18 protein-coding genes are annotated in these 20,129 nt (G+C 72.8%); 14 read left to right on the forward strand and 4 right to left on the reverse strand.

Going from position 1 to position 20,129, the window contains the following annotated elements:
- Positions 1–71 precede the first annotated feature (71 nt).
- Complete coding sequence (locus ACIF6F_RS03980; RefSeq protein ID WP_399940884.1) at positions 72–875, reverse strand: IclR family transcriptional regulator; 804 nt, start codon at positions 873–875, stop codon at positions 72–74.
- Positions 876–1,189: 314 nt separating this feature from the next.
- On the opposite strand from ACIF6F_RS03980, the gene allB reads away from it, so the two are divergent.
- Positions 1,190–2,545 carry an allantoinase AllB gene (allB, locus tag ACIF6F_RS03985; protein ID WP_399940886.1) on the forward strand — a complete coding sequence of 452 codons (1,356 nt, stop codon included), beginning with the start codon at positions 1,190–1,192 and terminating at the stop codon, positions 2,543–2,545.
- A 2-nt stretch (positions 2,546–2,547) separates the two neighbouring features.
- Positions 2,548–3,681 (forward strand): allantoicase, encoded by a 1,134-nt coding sequence (gene alc / locus ACIF6F_RS03990; protein WP_399940889.1) that lies wholly within the window; start codon positions 2,548–2,550, stop codon positions 3,679–3,681.
- A 189-nt stretch (positions 3,682–3,870) separates the two neighbouring features.
- Here the strand turns inward: alc and ACIF6F_RS03995 are convergent, their stop codons facing one another.
- The gene (locus ACIF6F_RS03995; RefSeq protein ID WP_399942119.1) at positions 3,871–4,590 is read right to left on the reverse strand and encodes an SDR family oxidoreductase; all 720 of its coding nucleotides are present in this window, start codon (positions 4,588–4,590) and stop codon (positions 3,871–3,873) included.
- A gap of 750 nt (positions 4,591–5,340) precedes the next feature.
- Between ACIF6F_RS03995 and ACIF6F_RS04000 the strand changes: the two genes are divergently transcribed.
- Both ACIF6F_RS04000 and ACIF6F_RS04005 read left to right on the forward strand, forming a co-directional pair.
- The gene (locus tag ACIF6F_RS04000) at positions 5,341–6,270 is read left to right on the forward strand and encodes a DMT family transporter (RefSeq protein WP_399940892.1); all 930 of its coding nucleotides are present in this window, start codon (positions 5,341–5,343) and stop codon (positions 6,268–6,270) included.
- Positions 6,271–6,346: 76 nt separating this feature from the next.
- Positions 6,347–7,531, forward strand: coding sequence for a cytochrome P450 (locus ACIF6F_RS04005; RefSeq protein ID WP_399940894.1), 1,185 nt, complete (start codon positions 6,347–6,349; stop codon positions 7,529–7,531).
- Between the two features lie 150 nt (positions 7,532–7,681).
- Here ACIF6F_RS04005 and ACIF6F_RS04010 read toward each other — a convergent pair whose 3' ends face one another.
- Entirely contained in the window at positions 7,682–8,704 is a 1,023-nt protein-coding gene (locus ACIF6F_RS04010) for a Gfo/Idh/MocA family oxidoreductase (RefSeq protein WP_399940897.1), read from the reverse strand.
- 223 nt (positions 8,705–8,927) lie between these two features.
- Between ACIF6F_RS04010 and ACIF6F_RS04015 the strand changes: the two genes are divergently transcribed.
- The 8 genes from ACIF6F_RS04015 (at position 8,928) to ACIF6F_RS04050 (ending at position 15,617) form a co-directional block, all read left to right on the forward strand.
- Positions 8,928–9,938 carry a sugar ABC transporter substrate-binding protein gene (locus ACIF6F_RS04015; protein ID WP_399940900.1) on the forward strand — a complete coding sequence of 337 codons (1,011 nt, stop codon included), beginning with the start codon at positions 8,928–8,930 and terminating at the stop codon, positions 9,936–9,938.
- Positions 9,935–10,969, forward strand: coding sequence for an ABC transporter permease (locus ACIF6F_RS04020; protein ID WP_399940903.1), 1,035 nt, complete (start codon positions 9,935–9,937; stop codon positions 10,967–10,969). Before ACIF6F_RS04015 ends, ACIF6F_RS04020 begins: the two co-directional genes overlap by 4 nt.
- A complete protein-coding gene (locus ACIF6F_RS04025) occupies positions 10,966–11,826 on the forward strand; it encodes an ATP-binding cassette domain-containing protein (protein ID WP_399940906.1) in 861 nt (286 codons plus the stop codon). The genes ACIF6F_RS04020 and ACIF6F_RS04025 overlap by 4 nt, the downstream gene beginning before the upstream one ends.
- 16 nt (positions 11,827–11,842) lie before the next feature.
- Positions 11,843–13,030 (forward strand): ROK family glucokinase, encoded by a 1,188-nt coding sequence (locus ACIF6F_RS04030; RefSeq protein ID WP_399940909.1) that lies wholly within the window; start codon positions 11,843–11,845, stop codon positions 13,028–13,030.
- The gene (locus tag ACIF6F_RS04035) at positions 13,027–13,608 is read left to right on the forward strand and encodes a hypothetical protein (RefSeq protein WP_399940912.1); all 582 of its coding nucleotides are present in this window, start codon (positions 13,027–13,029) and stop codon (positions 13,606–13,608) included. Before ACIF6F_RS04030 ends, ACIF6F_RS04035 begins: the two co-directional genes overlap by 4 nt.
- A 20-nt stretch (positions 13,609–13,628) precedes the next feature.
- Positions 13,629–14,261: an MBL fold metallo-hydrolase gene (locus ACIF6F_RS04040; RefSeq protein ID WP_399940914.1), complete on the forward strand. Its 633-nt coding sequence runs from the start codon at positions 13,629–13,631 to the stop codon at positions 14,259–14,261.
- 71 nt (positions 14,262–14,332) lie between these two features.
- Positions 14,333–15,112 (forward strand): exodeoxyribonuclease III, encoded by a 780-nt coding sequence (locus ACIF6F_RS04045; RefSeq protein WP_399940917.1) that lies wholly within the window; start codon positions 14,333–14,335, stop codon positions 15,110–15,112.
- A gap of 64 nt (positions 15,113–15,176) precedes the next feature.
- Positions 15,177–15,617: a DUF6278 family protein gene (locus ACIF6F_RS04050; protein WP_399940920.1), complete on the forward strand. Its 441-nt coding sequence runs from the start codon at positions 15,177–15,179 to the stop codon at positions 15,615–15,617.
- Positions 15,618–15,877: 260 nt separating this feature from the next.
- On the opposite strand, the gene ACIF6F_RS04055 is transcribed toward ACIF6F_RS04050, so the two are convergent.
- Complete coding sequence (locus tag ACIF6F_RS04055; RefSeq protein WP_399940923.1) at positions 15,878–17,101, reverse strand: Ig-like domain-containing protein; 1,224 nt, start codon at positions 17,099–17,101, stop codon at positions 15,878–15,880.
- A gap of 213 nt (positions 17,102–17,314) precedes the next feature.
- On the opposite strand from ACIF6F_RS04055, the gene ACIF6F_RS04060 reads away from it, so the two are divergent.
- Both ACIF6F_RS04060 and murJ read left to right on the forward strand, forming a co-directional pair.
- Entirely contained in the window at positions 17,315–18,481 is a 1,167-nt protein-coding gene (locus tag ACIF6F_RS04060; RefSeq protein ID WP_399940926.1) for a lipid II:glycine glycyltransferase FemX, read from the forward strand.
- Entirely contained in the window at positions 18,478–20,127 is a 1,650-nt protein-coding gene (gene murJ / locus ACIF6F_RS04065) for a murein biosynthesis integral membrane protein MurJ (protein WP_399940929.1), read from the forward strand. Before ACIF6F_RS04060 ends, murJ begins: the two co-directional genes overlap by 4 nt.
- The last annotated feature ends 2 nt before the right edge of the window (positions 20,128–20,129 follow it).

The following is a 20,129-nucleotide window of genomic DNA, read 5'->3' on the forward strand; positions in this document are numbered from 1 at the left end:
TACCCGGTCCGGGAAACGCAGGGCCCCCGACCTCTCCCGGAGGCGGGGGCCCTGGCGCGTTCGCGGGCGGGTCAGGCGGGGTTCTGGTTGGCCAGCGCCACCGACAGCTCGGCCGCCACGCCCTGGAGGATCGGCACGAAGCGCTCGGTCACGGCCTCGGTGACCCGGCCGGCCGGGCCCGAGATGGAGATCGCGGCGGCGGTGGGGGAGTCCGGGACGGAGACCGCGAGGCAGCGGACCCCTATCTCCTGCTCGTTGTCGTCCACCGCGTAGCCCACCTTGCGGACCTGCTCCAGCGCCTCCAGGAAGCCCTCGGGCGTGGTGATGGTCTTCTCGGTGGCGGCGGGCATGCCGGTACGGGCGAGCAGCGCGCGCACCTCGTCGGCGGGGGTGTACGCGAGCAGCGCCTTGCCCACGCCGGTGGAGTGCGGCAGGACGCGGCGGCCCACCTCGGTGAACATGCGCATGGAGTGCTTGGACGGCACCTGGGCGACGTAGACGATCTCGTCCCCGTCGAGCAGGGCCATGTTCGCGGTCTCGCCGGTCTCCTCGACGAGCCGGGTCAGGTACGGCCGGGCCCAGGTGCCGAGCAGGCGCGACGCGGACTCGCCGAGCCGGATCAGGCGGGGGCCGAGGGAGTACCGTCGGTTGGGCTGCTGCCGTACGTACCCGCAGGCGACCAGGGTGCGCATGAGGCGGTGGATGGTGGGCAGGGGCAGTCCGCTCGCGGCGGAGAGCTCGCTCAGGCCGACTTCGCCCCCGGCGTCGGCCATCCGCTCAAGGAGGTCGAAGGCGCGCTCGAGGGACTGGACGCCACCGCTGGCGGCGGGGGATTTGGCGGAAGCGTCGGTGGTGCTGGCGCTGGACGTCGGCACGGCGCGGTCCTTTCGGTGCTGGCAGGCAAGGAAGCAGCCTACCCGGCGGCCGCCCGGCGCCCTAGTGCCAGGGTCACGGCCGTACCCGCCGGTCAGAGGGGGTTTGTCCGGGTGGCTCACGCCCTTGGGGAGTTGGCTTTCCAGCTCACCGTGGCGGTAGCTACGTTCTGTAGAGTGAAATCTTAATTCCATTGTGTGGAAACATCCAAGTGCGGCTCACCTGGGTCGGGTGTCCCTCCGGGCGCTCTTGACGGGTCCCGGATCGGCGTGAAGACTCCGTCAACAGAACGTTGAATTTCGCTCTGTGGAAGTAGATGGGGAGGTTCCGGGTGTCGGCTGACGTGGAACTGGTACTGCGCTCGACTCGGGTCATCACCCCCGAGGGGACCCGCGCCGCTGCGGTCGCGGTCGCCGCCGGGAAGATCGCCGCCGTCCTGCCGTACGAGGCCGAGGTGCCCGAGGGCGCCCGCCTGGAGGACTTCGGGGACGACGTACTGCTCCCCGGCCTGGTCGACACCCACGTCCACGTGAACGACCCGGGCCGCACCGAATGGGAAGGCTTCTGGACGGCCACCCGCGCCGCCGCGGCCGGCGGCATCACCACGATCCTCGACATGCCGCTCAACTCCCTGCCGCCCACCACCACCGTCGACCACCTGCGCGTCAAGCAGGACGTGGCCCGCGAGAAGGCCCACGTGGACGTCGGTTTCTGGGGCGGCGCCCTGCCCGACAACGTCAAGGACCTCGCCCCGCTGCACGACGCCGGCGTCTTCGGCTTCAAGTGCTTCCTGTCGCCCTCCGGCGTCGACGAGTTCCCGCACCTGGACCAGGACCAGCTGGCCGCCTCCCTCGCGGAGATCACCGGCTTCGGCGGCCTGATGATCGTCCACGCCGAGGACCCGCACCACCTGGACGCCGCGCCCGTCGTGCCCGGCCCCAAGTACACCGACTTCCTCGCCTCCCGGCCGCGCGACGCCGAGAACACCGCGATCGGCAACCTGATCGCCCAGGCCAGGCGCCTCGGCGCCCGCGTCCACGTGCTGCACCTCTCCTCCAGCGACGCGCTGCCGCTGATCGCCGCCGCCAAGGCCGAGGGCGTGCAGATCACCGTCGAGTCCTGCCCGCACTACCTCACCCTGACGGCCGAGGAAGTGCCGGACGGCGCGAGCGAGTTCAAGTGCTGCCCGCCCATCCGCGAGGCCTCCAACCAGGACCTCCTGTGGGACGCGCTGGCCGACGGCACGATCGACTGCATCGTCTCCGACCACTCGCCCTCCACCGCGGACCTGAAGACCGACGACTTCTCCACCGCCTGGGGCGGCATCTCCTCCCTCCAGCTGGGCCTGCCCGCCATCTGGACCGAGGCGCGCAAGCGCGGCCGCAGCCTGGAGGACGTCGTCCGCTGGATGTCCGAGGCCCCCGCCCGCCTCGCGGGCCTCACCCAGAAGGGTGGCATCGAGGCCGGCCGCGACGCCGACTTCGCCGTACTGGCCCCCGAAGAGACCTTCACCGTGGACCCGGGCGAGCTGCACCACCGCAACCAGGTCACGGCGTACGCGGGCAAGACGCTGCACGGCGTCGTGAAGTCCACCTGGCTGCGCGGTGTCCGGATCGCCGCCCACGGCACCCCGACCGAGCCCACCGGCCTCCTCCTCGAAAGGCAGAACTGACAGTGGCACCGAGTTCGACTCCTGTGGCTTCCTTCACCGGTAACGCGAACCCGTACGGAGGCGGCGACCCGTACGCCGACTACCGCACGGCCGAGTTCCCGTTCACCCAGTACGCGAACCTCGCCGCCCGCGAGCTCGGCGCCGGTGTCATCGCCGCCAACGACGAGTTCTTCGCCCAGCGCGAGAACCTCCTGATCTCCGAGGCCGCCCACTTCGACCCCGAGGACTTCGGCCACAAGGGCAAGGTCATGGACGGCTGGGAGACCCGCCGCCGCCGCGGCGTCTCCGCCACCCAGCCCTGGCCCACCCCCGAGGACCACGACTGGGCCCTCGTACGCCTGGGCGCCCCCGGCGTGATCCGCGGCATCGTGGTCGACACCGCCCACTTCCGCGGCAACATGCCGCAGGCCGTGTCCATCGAGGGCACCAACTGGGAGGGCGCCCTCGCGCCCACGCCCGAGGAACTCCTCGGCGACGACGTGAAGTGGACGACTCTCGTCCCGCGCACCCCGGTCGGCGGCCACGCGGCCAACGGCTTCGAGGTGACCGTCGAGCAGCGCTTCACACACCTGCGCGTCAACCAGCACCCCGACGGCGGCATCGCCCGCCTGCGCGTCCACGGCGAGGTCCTCCCGGACCCGAAGTGGCTCGCCACCCTGGGCTCCTTCGACGTGGTCGCGCTGGAGAACGGCGGCTCCGTGCAGGACGCCTCCAACCGCTTCTACTCGCCGCCGACCAACACCATCAACCCGGGCCGCTCCCGCAAGATGGACGACGGCTGGGAGACCGCCCGCCGCCGCGACAACGGGAACGACTGGATCCGCTACCAGCTCGTCGCCGAGTCCGAGATCCGCGCGATCGAGATCGACACCGCCTACCTGAAGGGCAACTCGGCCGGCTGGGCCTCGCTGTCCGTCAAGACCGGCGAGGAGGGCGAGTGGCAGGAGTTCCTCCCGCGCACCCGCCTGCAGCCCGACACCAACCACCGCTTCGTGCTGGACACCCCGGCGGTCGGCACCCACGTCCGGATCGACATCTTCCCGGACGGCGGCTTCTCCCGCCTGCGCCTGTACGGCTCGCTGACCGAGGCCGGCACCGCCGCCCTGACGGCCCGCCACCAGGAGCTGGGCGGCTGACACCGCGGCACATGGGACCCGGGCGGAGCGACACCCGCCCGTGACCCGGGACGTGACCGGACCGACATCCGGCCACGGCCCAGGGACAGCCCTCGGGGCGCACCGGCACGACAGCACCGGTGCGCCCCTTGGCGTACCCGGGGGAGGACCGGGTGGGCTGCGGACGGCCGCGTGGGGCGGCCCGTACGGTCAGGCCGCGTGGCCGCCGTCCACCGCGAACTCCGCGCCCGTGACGTACGCGGCCTCGTCGCCGGCCAGGAAGGCGACCACGGCCGCCACCTCGTCCGGCGCGCCGAAGCGGCCGAGCGCGGTCATGGCGGCCTGGCCTTCTGCGGACGGGCCGCCGGCCGGGTTCATGTCGGTGTCGACCGGACCCGGGTGGACCACGTTGGCGGTGACGCCCCGCTCGCCCATCTCCCGGGCCAGGGCCTTGGTCAGCCCGGTCAGCGCGGCCTTGCTCATCGCGTACAGCGTGCCGCCGGGACCGGGCACCCGCTGGGTGATGCAGCTGCCGATGTTGATCACCCGGCCGCCCCGGCCCAGGTGCGCGGCGGCGGCCTGCGCCGCGAGGAACGCGCCCCGCACGTTGACCGCCAGCACCCGGTCCACGTCGGCGAGGCCGAGCCCCTCCAGCGGGCCGAGCACGCCGATCCCGGCGTTGTTGACCAGGACGTCGAGCCGCCCCAGCGTCCCGGCCGCACGGTCCACCGCGCCGGCGACGGCCGCCGGGTCGGCGGCGTCCGCGCGGATCGCGAGCCCCCGGCGCCCGGCGGACTCGACCTCCCGCACCACCGCGCGGGCGGCGTCCTCGTCGTGCACGTAGGTGAAGGCCACGTCCGCGCCCTCGGCGGCCAGCCGCAGCACGGCCGCCGCCCCCAGGCCCCGGCTCCCGCCGGTCACCAGCGCCACCTTCCCCCGGAGCGGCCCATCCCCACCGCCCCCGGCGCGCACCGCTTCGGCCGCTGCACGACTGCCCTCCTCGCCGTGTGCGTCGCCCGCTGCGCGGCTGCCGCCCCCGGCCCGCCCCGTCGCGGCCGCACGGCCGGCGTGACCCGCCGCCCCTGCGTGCGCGATGCGTCCCGCGTCCCCGGCGTGCCCCGTGCCCGCGGCGTGCCCCGTGCCCGCGGTCCGCGCAGTGTCCCCGGTCCGCATCGCGCCCGCCGTCCCCATCGCGTCCTCACCCATCACCGCGCTCCTTCCGTTCGCCGGCTCCGTGCCGACAACTGGTTGCGCGTTCAATGAAATCGACGGCGCCGCGCGACCGCTGGCAGGAATCCGACCTCGCGTACGGAGCCGCGGAGCCGGCCGGTGCCGCGGCGGTCCGCCCCCGTGCGGTCTCCCCGCGCCGCGGCGCGAAGCCGGTCGGGGGCGACCTGGAACGGCGCGGGCCCGACCGGCCTCGCCCGGGTCGCCGGGCCTGGCCGACGGCCGATGGCCGCGGGGCGCCGGGCGCTGGGCCCGGCCTGCGACCCCCGGGCCCGGCCTGCGACCCCCGGGCCCGGCCTGCGACCCCCGGGCCCGGCCGACGGCACGGGGGCGGAAATCCCGGTGCCCTCGCGCCCGCCGCCCGTATAGCGTGATCACGTTTCCGTGTGAGCCGCCGTCGTCTCCACCCGTGCGCGTGCCGCAGCGCAGCGACCACCCCTGGAGTCCCGGACCGTGACGACCGCTCCCGCCCTTGCCGCCCCCGGCCTCGCGCCCCGCCGCGCCTGGCTGACCGACCTGCCCGTGCTGCTGGTCGCCGTCGTCTGGGGCGGCAGCTACCTCGCCGCCAAGGACATCTCGACCCCCGCCACGGTGACCGCCGTGCTCGTCCTCCGGTTCGCCGTCGCCCTCCCAGTGCTCGCCGTCGCCGGCCGGCGCGGGCTGCGGGCACTGAGTGCCGCCCAGTGGCGGGGCGCGGGGCTGCTCGGGCTGGTACTCGGCGTCATCCTGCTGCTGGAGACCTACGGCGTCGTCCACACCAGCGCCACCAACGCCGGGCTGATCATCAGCCTCACCATGATCCTCACGCCGCTCGCCGAGGCGGCCCTGACCCGGACCCGGCCCTCCGGAGGGTTCCTCGCGGCCGCCGCGCTCTCCCTCGCCGGGGTCGTGCTGCTCACCCAGGGCGGTGGCTTCACCGCCCCCTCCGCCGGTGACCTGCTCGTCCTGCTGGCGGCGTGCGCCCGTACCGTGCACGTGCTGCTGATGGCCAGGATGGCCGCCGTCCGCGGTGCCGAGGCGCTGCCCCTGACGACCGCGCAGTTCGGGGGCGCCCTCGCCCTGTTCGTCCTGCTGGCCTTCCTGCCCGGCTCGGGCGCCGCGCCCTGGAGCGCCGCCGCCGAGTTCGGCGCCCGGGAGTGGGCCGGACTGCTGTTCCTCGCCCTCTTCTGCACCCTCTTCGCGTTCTTCGTGCAGATGTGGGCCGTACGCCGCACCTCGCCCTCCCGGGTGAGCCTGCTGCTCGGCACCGAACCCCTCTGGGCCGCCTTGGCCGGCATCCTCGTCGGCGGCGAACACCTGGGCGTCTGGGGCCTGTTGGGGGCCGCGCTCGTGCTCGCGGGCACCGCGTGGGGCCGCCGCACCGCCACCGCCCCGGGGCGCTGAACACGTGTCCGGATCCCGACCCCGCCCGAGCGGCCGGGCCGTACCCTGACGCAAACGGAGGCAGGGGAGGGCGCGCATGCCGGTCATGGACATCAGCTCGTACGCCGAGGACTTCAACGCGAACCCGTACCCGTACTACGCGAAGCTCCGCGAGTCCGGACCCGTCCACCGCATCCGGGACGCGGGGACCGAGAGCGTCTGGCTGGTCGTCGGCCACCGGGAGGCCCGGCAGGCCCTCGCCCACCCCGCCCTCTCGAAGAACTGGCAGGTCTCCGGCCTGTTCGACCGCACCGAGGTGGCCGCAGTCAACTCCAACATGCTGGAGTCCGACCCGCCCCGCCACACCCGCCTGCGCGGGCTGGTGGCCCGCGAGTTCACCCCCCGCCGCGTGGCGGCCCTGCGCCCGCGGGTCCACGAGGTCACCGAGGGGCTGCTGGACGCCATGGCGGCGGACGGGGCCCGCCGGGCCGACCTCGTCGGCGCTCTCGCGTTCCCGCTCCCGATGACCGTCATCTGCGAGCTGCTCGGCGTCCCCGACCTGGACCGCGCGAGCTTCCGGGCCTGGTCGAACGAGGTGGTGGCCCCCACCGGGGCCGAGCCCGAGGCCCAGGCCCTGACCGCCATGAGCGGCTACCTCGCCGATCTGATCGCCGACAAGCGCCGGGCCCCGGGCGAGGACCTGCTCAGCGCCCTGATCAGGACCCAGGACGAGGACGGCGACCGGCTCACCCCCGACGAGCTGGTCGGCATGGCGTTCCTGCTGCTGGTCGCCGGCCACGAGACGACCGTCAACCTGATAGCCAACGGGGTACGGGCCCTCCTCGCCCACCCCGACCAGCTCGCGGCGCTCCGCGCCGACCCGGGCCTGCTGGACGGCGCCGTGGAGGAGATGCTCCGTTACGACGGGCCGGTCGAATCGGCCACCTTCCGCTTCGCCCGCGAGGACGTGGAGCTGGGCGGCACCGTGATACCCGCCGGGCAGCCCGTGATGATCTCGCTGGCCGCAGCCGACCGCGACCCGGCCCGCTTCGCCGCACCCGACACCTTCGACATCCGCCGCGCCCCCCAGGGCCACCTGGCCTTCGGGCACGGCATCCATTTCTGCATCGGCGCCCCGCTGGCCCGCGTGGAGGGCCGGATCGCGGTCGGGGCCCTGCTGGAGCGCTTCCCGGACCTGGCCGCCGACCCCGACGCGGGCCCGCCCGAGTGGATCCCCGGCACCCTGATCCGGGGCGTGAAGCGGCTCCCGGTGACCTGGTAGCCCCCGCCCATGCCCCCCACGGCATCACCCGAAGGCAAGCCCGCTCCCGAAGGCCCGCCCGCTCCCGAAGGCCCGCCCGCTCCCGGAAGGGCCCCCGCCCCCGAGAGCGCACCCGCTCCCGGAAGCGCACCCGCCCCCGCCCCCGCCCCCTCACGCAGCGGCCGACGGACGCCCCGTGGCGATCTCCGGCAGCGCCACCAACCGCCGCTCCCGCCGCGACAGCTCACAGGCCTCCGCGATCCGCAGGGCCGCCAGCCCCTCGTCGCCCGGGCAGGGGTTCGGCCCCTCGCCGCGCACCAGCCGTACGAACGCGTCCAGCTCCGCCTCGTACGCCGGCGCGAACCGCTCCAGGAAGCCCGTCCAGGGCTTGCGCGCAGGCGGTGGGCCCAGCGGCTCCGTCGAGGCGATCGGCGTACGGTCGTCCAGCCCGGCCGACACCTGGTCCAGCTCCCCGGCCAGCTCCATCCGGACGTCGTACCCGGCGCCGTTGCAGCGGGTGCCCGTGGCGGTCACCAGCGTCCCGTCGTCGAGGGTCAGCAGGGCCGCCGCCGTGTCGACGTCGCCCGCCTCCCGGAAGGCCGGCGCCCCCGCGTCCGACCCGGTCGCGTACACCTCGACGACCTCGTGCCCGGTCACCCAGCGCACCATGTCGAAGTCGTGCACCAGGCAGTCCCGGTACAGCCCGCCCGAGGTCGGCAGGTACCCGGGCGGCGGGGGAACCGGGTCCGCGGTCATCGTCCGTACGGTGTGCAGCCGGCCCAGCGCCCCGGAGCGCACCAGCTCCCGGGCGGTCCGGTAGCCCGCGTCGAAACGCCGCATGAAGCCCAGCTGGAGCACCCCGCCCGCGGCCGACACCTCGTACAGCGCCTCCAGCGTCCCGGCCAGGTCGGCCGCCACCGGCTTCTCGCAGAACACCGGCAGCCCCGCCCGGGTGGCCCGCACGATCAGCCCGGCGTGCGCGGCGGTGGAGCAGGCGATCACCACGGCGTCGACGCCCCAGGTGAACACGGCGTCCACGGTGGGCGCGGCGGTGGCGCCCAGCCGGTCGGCGAGGGCCGCGGCCCGCGCCGGTTCGGCGTCGGCCAGCAGCAGCGACCCCGCCTGGGGGTGCCTGCTGAGCGCCGCCGCGTGGAAGGTACCGATCCGGCCGGTTCCGATCAGCCCGATACGCATGGATTCAACGTGGCCCCGGCCGGTCCGCCTGTCAATGTCTGGTCCGCTCCGACCGCGCCCTTCACCCCGCCCTGACCCGATGACGGCCGCCGGCCACCCGGTGGCGGATACTTGGGCGGCTGGCACCGGTTTGACCGGATTGCAGCGGTGTACGGGAAGGCGCCGAGCCGTACCCACGGCTCGGCGGAACACCAGGAACCAGGGAAGGGAAGGGCGCGGCGACGTGGCCAGGATCGGTACAGGGGCGCGGATCGCGGGCGTACTGCTCGCGACGGTGCTGGGAGCCTCCCTCGCGGGGTGCAGCAGTACGGGCGGCAAGCGCGCCGAGGAGGCCCGGAAGGCGGCGGCGGCCGGGCGGCCGGCCGTGTCCACCCCGCGCTGGACCTTCGCGATGGTCACGCACGCGGGAGACGGCGACACCTTCTGGGACATCGTGCAGAAGGGCGCCAAGGAGGCCGCCGCCAAGGACAACATCAACTTCGTCTACTCCCACGACGACCAGGCGCAGCAGCAGGCCCAGTTCGTCCAGAACGCGATCGACCAGAAGGTCGACGGCCTGATCGTCTCCCTCGCCAAGCCCGAGGCTCTCAAGGACGTCGTCGGCAAGGCGGTCCGGGCCGGCATCCCCGTCATCACGGTGAACTCGGGATCCGCCCAGTCCCAGGAGTACGGCGCCCTCACCCACATCGGCCAGGACGAGACCATCGCCGGCGAGGCCGTGGGCACCGAGCTGACGAAGCGGGGCCGCAGGAAGGCCGTCTGCGTCCTGCACGAACAGGGCAACGTCGGCCACGAGCAGCGCTGCGCCGGAGCGAAGAAGACCTTCGGCGGCACCCTGGAGAACCTGTACGTCGAGGGCACCAACATGCCCTCCGTCCAGGCGGCGATCCAGGCCAAGCTCCAGGCCGACCCGTCCGTCGACGCCGTCGTCACCCTCGGCGCGCCCTTCGCGGCCACCGCGGTCAAGGCACGGAAGGCGGCCGGCAGCAAGGCGGAGGTCGACACCTTCGACCTGAACCCGCAGGTCGCCGCCGGCCTCAAGGACGGCAGCCTCGGCTTCGCCGTCGACCAGCAGCCGTACCTCCAGGGGTACGAGGCAGTGGACCTGCTCTGGCTCTACCGCTACAACGCGGACGTGCTCGGCGGCGGCCGGCCGGTGCTCACCGGTCCGCAGATCGTGGACGCCGCCGACGCCGCGAAGCTCACCGAGTACATCCAGCGGGGCACCCGATGAGCAGTGCCGCCGCCGCGGACGAGCGCCTGGCGCCCGTCTCCCTCGTACGCAGGCTCCTCACCCGGCCCGAGCTGGGCGCGGTGGTCGGCGCCGCCGCGGTCTTCGTCTTCTTCTCCTTCGCCGCCGACACCTTCCTGCAGGCCGGCAGTCTGAGCACGATCCTGTACTCGGCCTCCACCATCGGGATCATGGCCGTGCCGGTGGCGCTGCTGATGATCGGCGGCGAGTTCGACCTGTCGGCCGGCGTGATGGTCACGACCTCGGCGCTGGTCTCCTCGATGTTCAGCTACCAGATGACCGCGAACGTCTGGGTGGGCATCGGCGTGTCCCTGCTGGTCACCCTGGCCATCGGCTTCTTCAACGGCTTCATGCTGACCCGCACCGGCCTGCCGAGCTTCATCATCACCCTCGGCACCTTCCTCATGCTGACCGGTCTGAACCTCGGCTTCACCAAGCTGATCAGCGGGGCCGTCTCCACGAAGTCCATCGCCGACATGGAGGGCTTCCCCTCCGCCCGCGCCGTCTTCGCCTCCCAGTGGGACGTGGGCGGCGTCACCCTCAAGGTCACCATCCTCTGGTGGCTGGGCCTGGTGGCCCTCGCCACCTGGATCCTGCTGCGCACCCGGGCCGGGAACTGGATCTTCGCGGTGGGCGGCGGTGCGCCGGCCGCCCGCGCCGTGGGCGTCCCCGTGGTGAGGACCCGGATCGGGCTGTACATGGGCGTCGCGCTCTGCGCCTGGATCTCCGGCCAGCACATCCTCTTCTCGTTCGACGTCGTCCAGTCGGGCGAGGGCGTCGGCAACGAGTTCCTCTACATCATCGCGGCCGTGATCGGCGGCTGTCTGATGACCGGCGGCTACGGCTCGGCCATCGGCTCCGCCGTGGGAGCCTTCATCTTCGGCATGACCAGCAACGGCATCGTGTACGCCCAGTGGAACCCCGACTGGTTCAAGTTCTTCCTGGGCGCGATGCTCCTTCTCGCCACCCTGCTCAACGCCTGGGTGCGCAAGCGAGCGGAGGCGAGCAGGTGACCGCGCTCATCGAACTGGACCGGGTCGGCAAGCACTACGGCAACATCCGCGCCCTCGACGACGTCTCCCTGGAGGTCTCCGCCGGCGAGATCACCTGCGTGCTCGGCGACAACGGGGCCGGCAAGTCCACCCTCATCAAGATCATCGCGGGGCTGCACCAGCACGACGCAGGCACCTTCAGGATCGAGGGCGAGGAAACCCGCCTCGCCAACCCCCGAGCCGCGCTCGACCGGGGCATCGCCACCGTCTACCAGGACCTGGCCGTCGTCCCCCTGATGCCCGTATGGCGCAACTTCTTCCTCGGATCCGAGCCCACGAAGGGGCGCGGCCCCTTCCGCCGCCTCGACACCGCCCTCATGCGGGAGACCACCCGGTCCGAGCTGCTGCGCATGGGCATCGACCTGCGCGACGTCGACCAGCCGATCGGCACCCTCTCGGGCGGCGAGCGGCAGTGCGTCGCCATCGCCCGCGCGGTCCACTTCGGGGCGAAGGTGCTGGTCCTCGACGAGCCCACCGCGGCCCTTGGCGTGAAGCAGTCCGGAGTCGTGCTCAAGTACGTCGCGGCCGCCCGTGACGCGGGTCTCGGGGTGGTCCTCATCACCCACAACCCGCACCACGCCCACCTCGTCGGCGACCGCTTCGTGCTGCTGAAACGCGGCACGATGGCCGGCAGCCACACCCGCGACTCCATCACCCTGGACGAGCTGACCCGCCAGATGGCGGGCGGATCGGAGCTTGAGGAACTGAGCCACGAACTGGAGCGGGTGGCAGAATCGGCAGACAGGGGACCCGTGCCCCGCGGGGCACGGCAACCCCCCGAGGACACCGCCACCACGCCCGCCACCCCCGACCACTGAGGGACACCAGCACTCGATGAGCACGTACCGGGACTTCACGCTCGCCCACCGCGGCGCTGCGCGGGGCACCGTCCTGCGGACCGTCGGGTCGCGGGAGCGCAGGTCCCACCTGACCGCCCCGCGCGTCCCCACGGTCGGCATCGACATCGGCGGCACCAAGGTCATGGCCGGCGTCGTCGACGCCGACGGCGTGATCCTGGAGAAGCTGCGCACCGAGACCCCCGACAAGTCCAAGAGCCCCAAGGTCGTCGAGGACACCATCGTCGAGCTGGTCCTGGACCTCTCCGACCGGCACGACGTGCACGCCGTCGGCATCGGCGCGGCCGGCTGGGTCGACGCCAACCGCTCCCGCGTCCTCTTCGCGCCCCACCTGGCCTGGCGCGACGAGCCGCTGCGCGACGCCCTCCAGTCCCGGCTGGCCGTACCGGTCATGGTCGACAACGACGCCAACACGGCCGCCTGGGCCGAGTGGCGGTTCGGCGCCGGCCGCGGTGAGGACCACCTGGTGATGATCACCCTGGGCACCGGCATCGGCGGCGCCATCCTGGAGGACGGCCAGGTCAAGCGCGGCAAGTACGGGGTCGCCGGCGAGTTCGGCCACATGCAGGTCGTACCCGGCGGCCATCGCTGCCCGTGCGGCAACCGCGGCTGCTGGGAGCAGTACAGCTCCGGCAACGCCCTGGTCCGCGAGGCCCGCGAGCTGGCCGCCGCCGACTCCCCGGTCGCGTACAACATCATCGACCGCGTCCAGGGCAACGTCCCGGAGATCACCGGTCCGCTCATCACCGAGCTGGCCCGCGAGGGCGACGCCATGTGCGTCGAGCTGCTCCAGGACATCGGCCAGTGGCTCGGCGTCGGCATCGCCAACCTCGCCGCCGCCCTCGACCCCTCCTGCTTCGTCATCGGCGGCGGCGTCAGCGCCGCCGACGACCTGCTCATCGGCCCCGCCAGGGACGCCTTCCGGCGCCACCTGACCGGCCGCGGCTACCGGCCCGAGGCCCGGATCGCCAAGGCCCAGCTGGGCCCCGAGGCCGGCATGGTCGGCGCCGCCGACCTGGCCCGCCTGGTGGCCCGCCGCTTCCGCCGCGCCAATCGCCGCCGCGTCGAGCGGTACGAGCGCTACGCCCAGACCGGCCGCCTGTTCAGCCCCGGCGGGGCGTTCGGCACCCGCCCCACCGGCAAGACCCCCGAGGATCCGCAGTGACGCCCACCCTGCCCCGCCAGGCCCCGGCCCCGGACAGCGACGCGGCCGGGCCCGTCGAGGACCGCCGCCACGTGATCAGGCGCCGCTGGCTGACCGCGATCATCATCGTGCTGCTGATCGGCGTCCCGGCCGGCTACCTGGCGATCTCCGCCGAGCAGAGCCGCAGCAGCGGCCGCGACAAGGCCGCCAAGGCCGCCGCGACCCAGGTCAGGGCCGGCTGGCCGTCCCGGGTGCAGCGCAGCATCTACGAGGTGCCGGTGCCGGACAGGGCGTGGAGCGTCCGCTTCTACGAGACGAACAACTGGCGCACGAGCCGGCTGTACGTCGCCTTCACCGTCACCCACGCCGACCTGGACACCTTCCTGGTGCAGACCGGCACCAGCCGGTCCGCCCTGAAGCCCGGCGTCACCATCGGCGGCAAGGACGCCACGGTGGCCGGCTGGAAGTTCCCCGCGGACCGCACCTGGCAGGGCACCACCCACGAACAGGCCGACCCCCGCCCCACCCAGGACATCACGGTCGACTTCACCGACCCGAACTCGGCCCGCGTGTACGTGGTCTCCACCGCGACGCCCTGACCCGGGCCAAGATGGTCCCCATGAAGCTCACCAAACTGCGGCACTCCTGCGTCAAGGTGGAGAAGGACGGGCGGACGCTCGTCATCGACCCGGGCGCCTTCAACGAGCCCGACGCGGGACTGGGCGCCGACGCGCTGCTGGTCACGCACGAGCACCCCGACCACTTCGAGGAGGGCCGGCTGCGGGCCGCCCTGGAGGCGAACCCGGCGGCGGAGATCTGGACCCTGCGGTCCGTGGCCGAGCGGCTGGCCCCCGCGTATCCGGGCCGGGTGCACACGGTCGGGCACGGCGACGCCTTCACCGCCGCCGGTTTCGACGTACAGGTCCACGGCGAGCTGCACGCCGTGATCCACCCGGACATCCCGCGGATCACGAACGTCGGCTTCCTGGTGGACGGCTCCCTCTTCCACCCCGGTGACGCCCTGACCGTGCCGGACCGGCCCGTCGACACGCTGATGCTCCCCGTCCACGCCCCCTGGAACAAGATCGCCGAGGTGATCGACTACGTGCGGGAGGTGAAGCCGCGCCGGGCCATCGACATCCACGACGCCTACCTCGCGGACCTCGCCCGCCCGATCTACGACGGCCAGATCGGCGCCCTCGGCGGCGCGGACCACTCACGGCTCGGCCCGGGCGGCACCACCGAGCTGTGACCGGCCCGCGCGAGCTGTGACCGGCCCGCGCCGGAAGGTGACTGTCGGAGCCGGGCGGTAGGTTGGGGTACATGCGTATCGCCACCTGGAACGTGAACTCGATCACCGCTCGGCTGCCCCGGCTGCTGGCCTGGCTGGAGAGCAGCGGCACCGACGTGCTGTGCATCCAGGAGACCAAGTGCTCCGCCGACCAGTTCCCCCACGCGGAGCTGCGGGAACTGGGGTACGACTCCGCGGTGAACGCCACCGGCCGGTGGAACGGCGTGGCCCTGCTCTCCAGGGTCGGCATGGAGGACGTGGTGGCCGGGCTGGCCGACGGCCCCGACTACGAGGGCGTCCAGGAGCCCCGCGCGCTCTCCGCCACCTGTGGCGGCGTCCGCGTCTGGTCGGTGTACGTCCCCAACGGCCGGGAGCCCGAGCACGACCACTACGGCTACAAGCTCGACTGGTTCCGCGCGCTGACCACCGCCGTGGCACAAGATGCCGCGGGGGAGCGGCCGTTCGCGGTCATGGGCGACTTCAACGTCGCACCGACCGACGAGGACGTGTTCGACCCGGCGGCCTTCGTCGGCCTCACCCACGTCACCCCGCCGGAGCGCGCCGCGCTGGAGGCACTGCGTGCCGCCGGCCTCTCGGACGTCGTGCCGCGGCCGCTCAAGTACGACCGCCCGTACACCTACTGGGACTACCGCCAGCTGGCGTTCCCCAAGAACCGCGGCATGCGCATCGACCTGGTGTACGGCAACGCGGCCTTCGCCGGAGCGGTCAAGGACGCGTACGTGGACCGCGAGGAGCGCAAGGGCAAGGGCGCGTCCGACCACGCTCCGGTGGTGGTCGACCTCGACGTCTAGCGGGGCGCGGCGGCTCAGGCGCGCCTATGGCCTACGGGCGGACACGGGTGCGACGCTGGGTGGTATGAACATCCCCTTCCTGGACAACTGGCGAAAGCGGCACGAAACCGGACAGGGCTCGACTCTGGCGACCGCCCTTGCAGGCGACCCGGAGGGGGTGGTCGAGCTGCTCTCGGAGTGCGAACTGCTGCGCGCGCAGGCGAGCTCCGCGGGGCTCGAACTGGACGAGACCCCTGCCTCGTTGGGGGCGCTGGACCAGCTGATGCCCCGCTGGCGCCGGGATCCGGAGGCGGCGCCCTGGCTCGGCAACGACGCGGGGCTCTACCTCGGCACGGTGATCATCCGTACCGTGCCGGGCGCGGGCTGGCGCATCTGGCCCAGCGGTCAGCCGGTGATCCGGCTGGCCTCGGGGCGCGAGCTGAACGTGGTCGAATCGGGGATCGCCTGGGCGATGACGGGGTCCCCCGAACTGTCCCAGGCCTACGCGGAGGCCTCCGAGGGCTGATCGGAGGCACCCCGCAGGGTCAATGTCTTCTTTATGTCTCCTTTATGCGTGTCTGAGTCGAAGTCCCGTGCCGGGCTGGATAGTTTGCGCTGGGCCCTGATACGCCACACGTCAGGAGGACATGGGCAGATGGCCTCGCCGCACCGGCGCCAGCCGCGATCACTGCTCGCGCAACGGGACCGAGACGTACGAGGGATCGGCCCCGGGTGAGGAGAAGGTCAGCTGCGCGCCCGTGGGGTTGACGGCGCTGGTGAGGGGCGTCAGGAGCCGTGGAGGGCGCTCCGGGCGGTCCACTCGGACCAGGACTCGTTCCACTCGCCGTACCCGTTGCCGATCTCCGGCTTGCCCTTGGAACCGCTGCCCACCACCTCGAAGGGGTCGCCGGGCTGCACGGCCGCGTAGAAGTCGGCGGCGTTGGCGTTGCTCATGCCCACGCACCCCGAGCTGGTGTTCGCCCGGCCGAAGTTGGCGGAGTTCCACGGTGCGGCGTGCGCGTACATGCCCGACCAGGTCAGCCGCATCGAGTAGTCGACCATCTTGTCGTAGGCGTCGCCCAGGCCCACCGTCTGGGAGTCCATCCGGATGGTGCCCTCCTTCGCCATCACCACCAGCTTGCCCTCCCAGGACGCCTTCTTGCCGCCCGGGGTGCCGGCCGAGATCGGGATCCGCTTGATCTCGCTGCCGTCGCGGGTCATGGTCAGCTGGTGGTCGTCCAGGGACACCTTGATCCGCTGGTCCTTGCCGATGGAGAAGTGCGTGTTGTAGTCGCGCACGAAGTAGCCGCCGCCCTGGCCCGAGTCCACCCCGTTCAGGTTCATCTGGAGCTTCACCTCGGTGCCCGGCTTCCAGTACTCCTTGGGCCGCCAGTCCACCCGGTCCTGCCCCGAGTAGTCCTTCATCCAGCCCCAGGACCCCTCGGTGCCGTTCGAGGTGGTGACCTTCAGCTGCTTCTCGACCTCGGCCTTGTTCTTCACCGGGTTGTCGAAGACCAGTGAGATCGGCTGGGCGATGCCGTACGTGCCGCCCTTCTGGGGCGAGATGGTGATCTTGTTGACCTTGTCGGCCTCCGCGGTGGTGAACTGCGCGCCCGCCGTGCCGTTCGCGTCGTTCTTCGCCTCGACCTTGTACGCGGTGCCCGGCGACGCGTTGCGCTGCGAGGTCCAGCTCCGGCCGTCCGCCGCGATCTGCCCCGTCAGCTCCCCGCCCTTGGCGTCCGTCACCTTCACCGAGGTCAGCCGGCCCTCCGCCACCTTCACGGTGACCGGCCCGCCCGCCTTGGCCTTGTCTCCGGTCAGGTTGACCGTGATGGCCATCGGGGCCCTCTCCTTCATGGCGGCCTTGCCCGAGCCGCCGGCGTCCGCGCCGCCCGAACAGGCGGTCAGCGCGGCGGCGAGGACGGCGGTCCCCGCGATCGCGGCCCGGCGGCCGCGCGCGAACGGGACGTGGCGGCGCGTCAGGGATGCGGTACGGCGTGTGCGGCTCAAGGTGGAAACCCCTCCCAGGTGTGTATGTCCGCAAACGAAGAGCGGACTTCAGGCACTTTAGGTTGCCGATTCCGCCGAAAAAATCGGTCTTCCGGTTGTGACGTCGACCGCAGCAGAACGGTCATCGTCCGGTCACATTCGCCGCGCGGTCCGGTCACGGACTCCTGTGAGAGTCCTGTGTGTTCACCTTTGGCACAGAGGAAGGAATCCGCCGTGTGCGCTCTGCTCGTCACCACGGACGACCCGCGGCAGCAGAACGGGGAGCTCCGGATCCGGACCCTCACCGCGGACGAGTACCAGTGGTTCCTCGCCACGCGCCGCGACGCGAGTTTCCTCCAGTACCCGTCATGGGCGGACGTCAAGGACCAATGGCGCTCGGAACGGGTCGGATGGCACTTGCCCTCGGGGGAGATCGTGGGTGCCGCGCTCGTTCTCTATCGCCAATTTCCCGGTACCCGCAAATACTTCGCCTACCTGCCGGAAGGGCCGGTGGCCGACTGGGCCGACCCTGCGATCGACCGCTGGCTCGACCCCCTCATGCGCCACCTGCGCCGGCAGGGCGCGTTCGCGGTCCGCATGGGCCCCAGCCCCGCCTACCGCCGCTGGGACGCCGCCGCGCTCAAATCCGCCGCCGGACCCGGCCGCCGGATATCCGACGTGCTCGCCACCGAGGTCGACCCCCTCGGCGCCGCACTCGCCGACCGGCTCCGCTCCCGAGGCTGGCAGCGCTGCGGCGGCGAGAGCGACGGCGACGCCCAGCCCCGCCACGTCTTCCGCGTCCCGCTCAAGGGCCGCTCCCTCGACGACCTGTGGTCCGGGCTCAACCAGGAGTGGCGCCGCAACGTACGCAAGGCAGGCAAGGCGGGCGTCCAGACCGTCACCGGCACCGCCGGCGACCTGCCCGAGTTCTACCGGCTGCTGGAGATCACCGAAAGCCGCGACGGCTTCCGCCTCGGCCGCTCCCTCGCCTACTACCAGCGCCAGTACGAGGTCCTGAACGCCGAGGAATCCGGCCGCATGCGCCTCTACCTCGCCGTCCACCAGGGCGAGGTGCTCGCCGCCCACACCATGATCGTGGCCGGCGGCCGGGTCTGGTACCAGACCGGCGCCTCCGCCGACCACCGGCGCGAGGTACGGCCCAGCAACGCCCTGCAGTGGCGCATGATGTGCGACGCACATGCCCTCGGAGCGGACGAATACGACATGCGCGGGGTACCCTCCACCCTCGACCCCGACGACCGCTCCTTCGGACTGCTGCGCTGGAAGCTCGGCACCGGCGGGCACGTCGTCGAAACCCTCGGAGAGTGGGAGATCCCCGTGGCCGGAGCCGCCAACCACGCGCTGTACCGCGCCTTCCAGGCGTACCTGGCCCGCCGGTGAGCGCCACCGTCACCAGACCGGGAGGTCCCGCCCACGCCGCGCCCCGCAAGGGCTCGGTGCTGCGCAGCGGCGCGCTGATGGCCGCGGGCTCCGTCGTGTCCCGCGCCACGGGCTTCGTCCGCTCCGCGGTCGTCGTCGCCGCCCTCGGCACCGGCCTGCTCGGCGACGGCTACGCGGTGGCCAACACGGTCCCGAACATCCTCTACATCCTCCTCATCGGCGGCGCCCTCAACGCGGTGTTCGTCCCGGAGCTGGTCCGGGCCGCCAAGGAGCACGAGGACGGCGGGACCGCCTACACCGACCGGCTGCTGACGGCCTGCACCGCCGCACTGCTCGTCCTCACCGCCGCCGCCGTGCTCGCGGCACCCGCGCTCGTGGCGGCGTACGCCGACTACTCCGGCGCCCAGGCAGACCTCACCGTCGCCCTCGCCCGCTACTGCCTGCCGCAGATCCTCTTCTACGGCCTTTTCACCCTCCTCGGGCAGGTGCTCAACGCCCGCGGCCGGTTCGGCGCCATGATGTGGACCCCGGTCCTCAACAACATCGTCGTGATCGCCGTCTTCGGTCTGTACCTCACCGTCGCCCACGACGCCGACGCCGGCCTGTCCGCCGCCGAGCTGCGCCTGCTGGGCTGGGGCACCACCGCCGGCATCGTCGTCCAGGCCCTCGCGCTGCTGCCCTCCCTGCGCCGCTCCGGCTTCCGCTTCCGCCCCCGGTTCGACTGGCGCGGCAGCGGACTGGCCCGCCCCCTGCGCAACGCCGGCTGGCTGGTGCTGCTCGTCCTCACCAACCAGCTCGCCTACTGGGTGGTCACCCGCCTCTCCACCACCACGGGGGTACGGGCCGTCACCGAGGGCGTCGCGGGCGGCGCGGGCTACACCGCGTACAGCAACGCGTACCTGATCTGGATGGTCCCCCAGGGCATCGTCACCGTCTCCCTGGTCACCGCCCTGATGCCGCGGATGAGCTCCGCCGCCGCCGACGGCGACCTCGCCGCCGTCCGCCGCGACGTCGGATACGCGCTGCGCTCCAGCGCGGCAGTGATCGTCCCCGCGGCGTTCCTGCTCGGCTCCCTCGCCCCGTGGATCATGGGCAGCGTCTTCGGGTACGGCCGCACCGGACCCGACGACATCGCGGTGATGGCGGGCATCATGACCGCCTTCGCGCCCGGACTGATCGCCTTCTCCGGCCAGTACGTGCTCTCCCGCGGGTTCTACGCCCTCTCCGACACCCGCACCCCCTTCTTCCTCAACCTCGTCATCGCCGCCGGGAACGCCGGCCTGTCCGCCGCCGCCTACCTGCTGCTGCCGCCCCGCTGGGCGGTCACCGGCATGGCCGCCGCGTACTCCGTCGCGCTCTTCGCCGGCTTCGCGGCCACCGGGTTCACCCTCTCCCGCCGGCTCGGCGGGCGCGGCGTGCTCCGCTCGCCCACCCTCGCCGTGCACCTGCGCCTGGCCGCCGCCTGCGTGCTCGTCGCCGCGGCCGGCACCTGGGCCGCCCGCGGCGCCGAACGGTTCGGCGACGTCGCGGCCCTCGCCGCGGGAACCCTCGCCTTCTGCGCCGCCCTCGTCGTGGTCGCCCGTCCGATGGGCGTGACCGCGATCACCGACCTGCTCGACTCCGCCCGCAGGCGCCTCCGCCGATAGGC

Origin of the sequence: Streptomyces sp. NPDC086023, from assembly GCF_044540325.1 — a bacterium.
GTDB lineage: Bacteria > Actinomycetota > Actinomycetes > Streptomycetales > Streptomycetaceae > Streptomyces.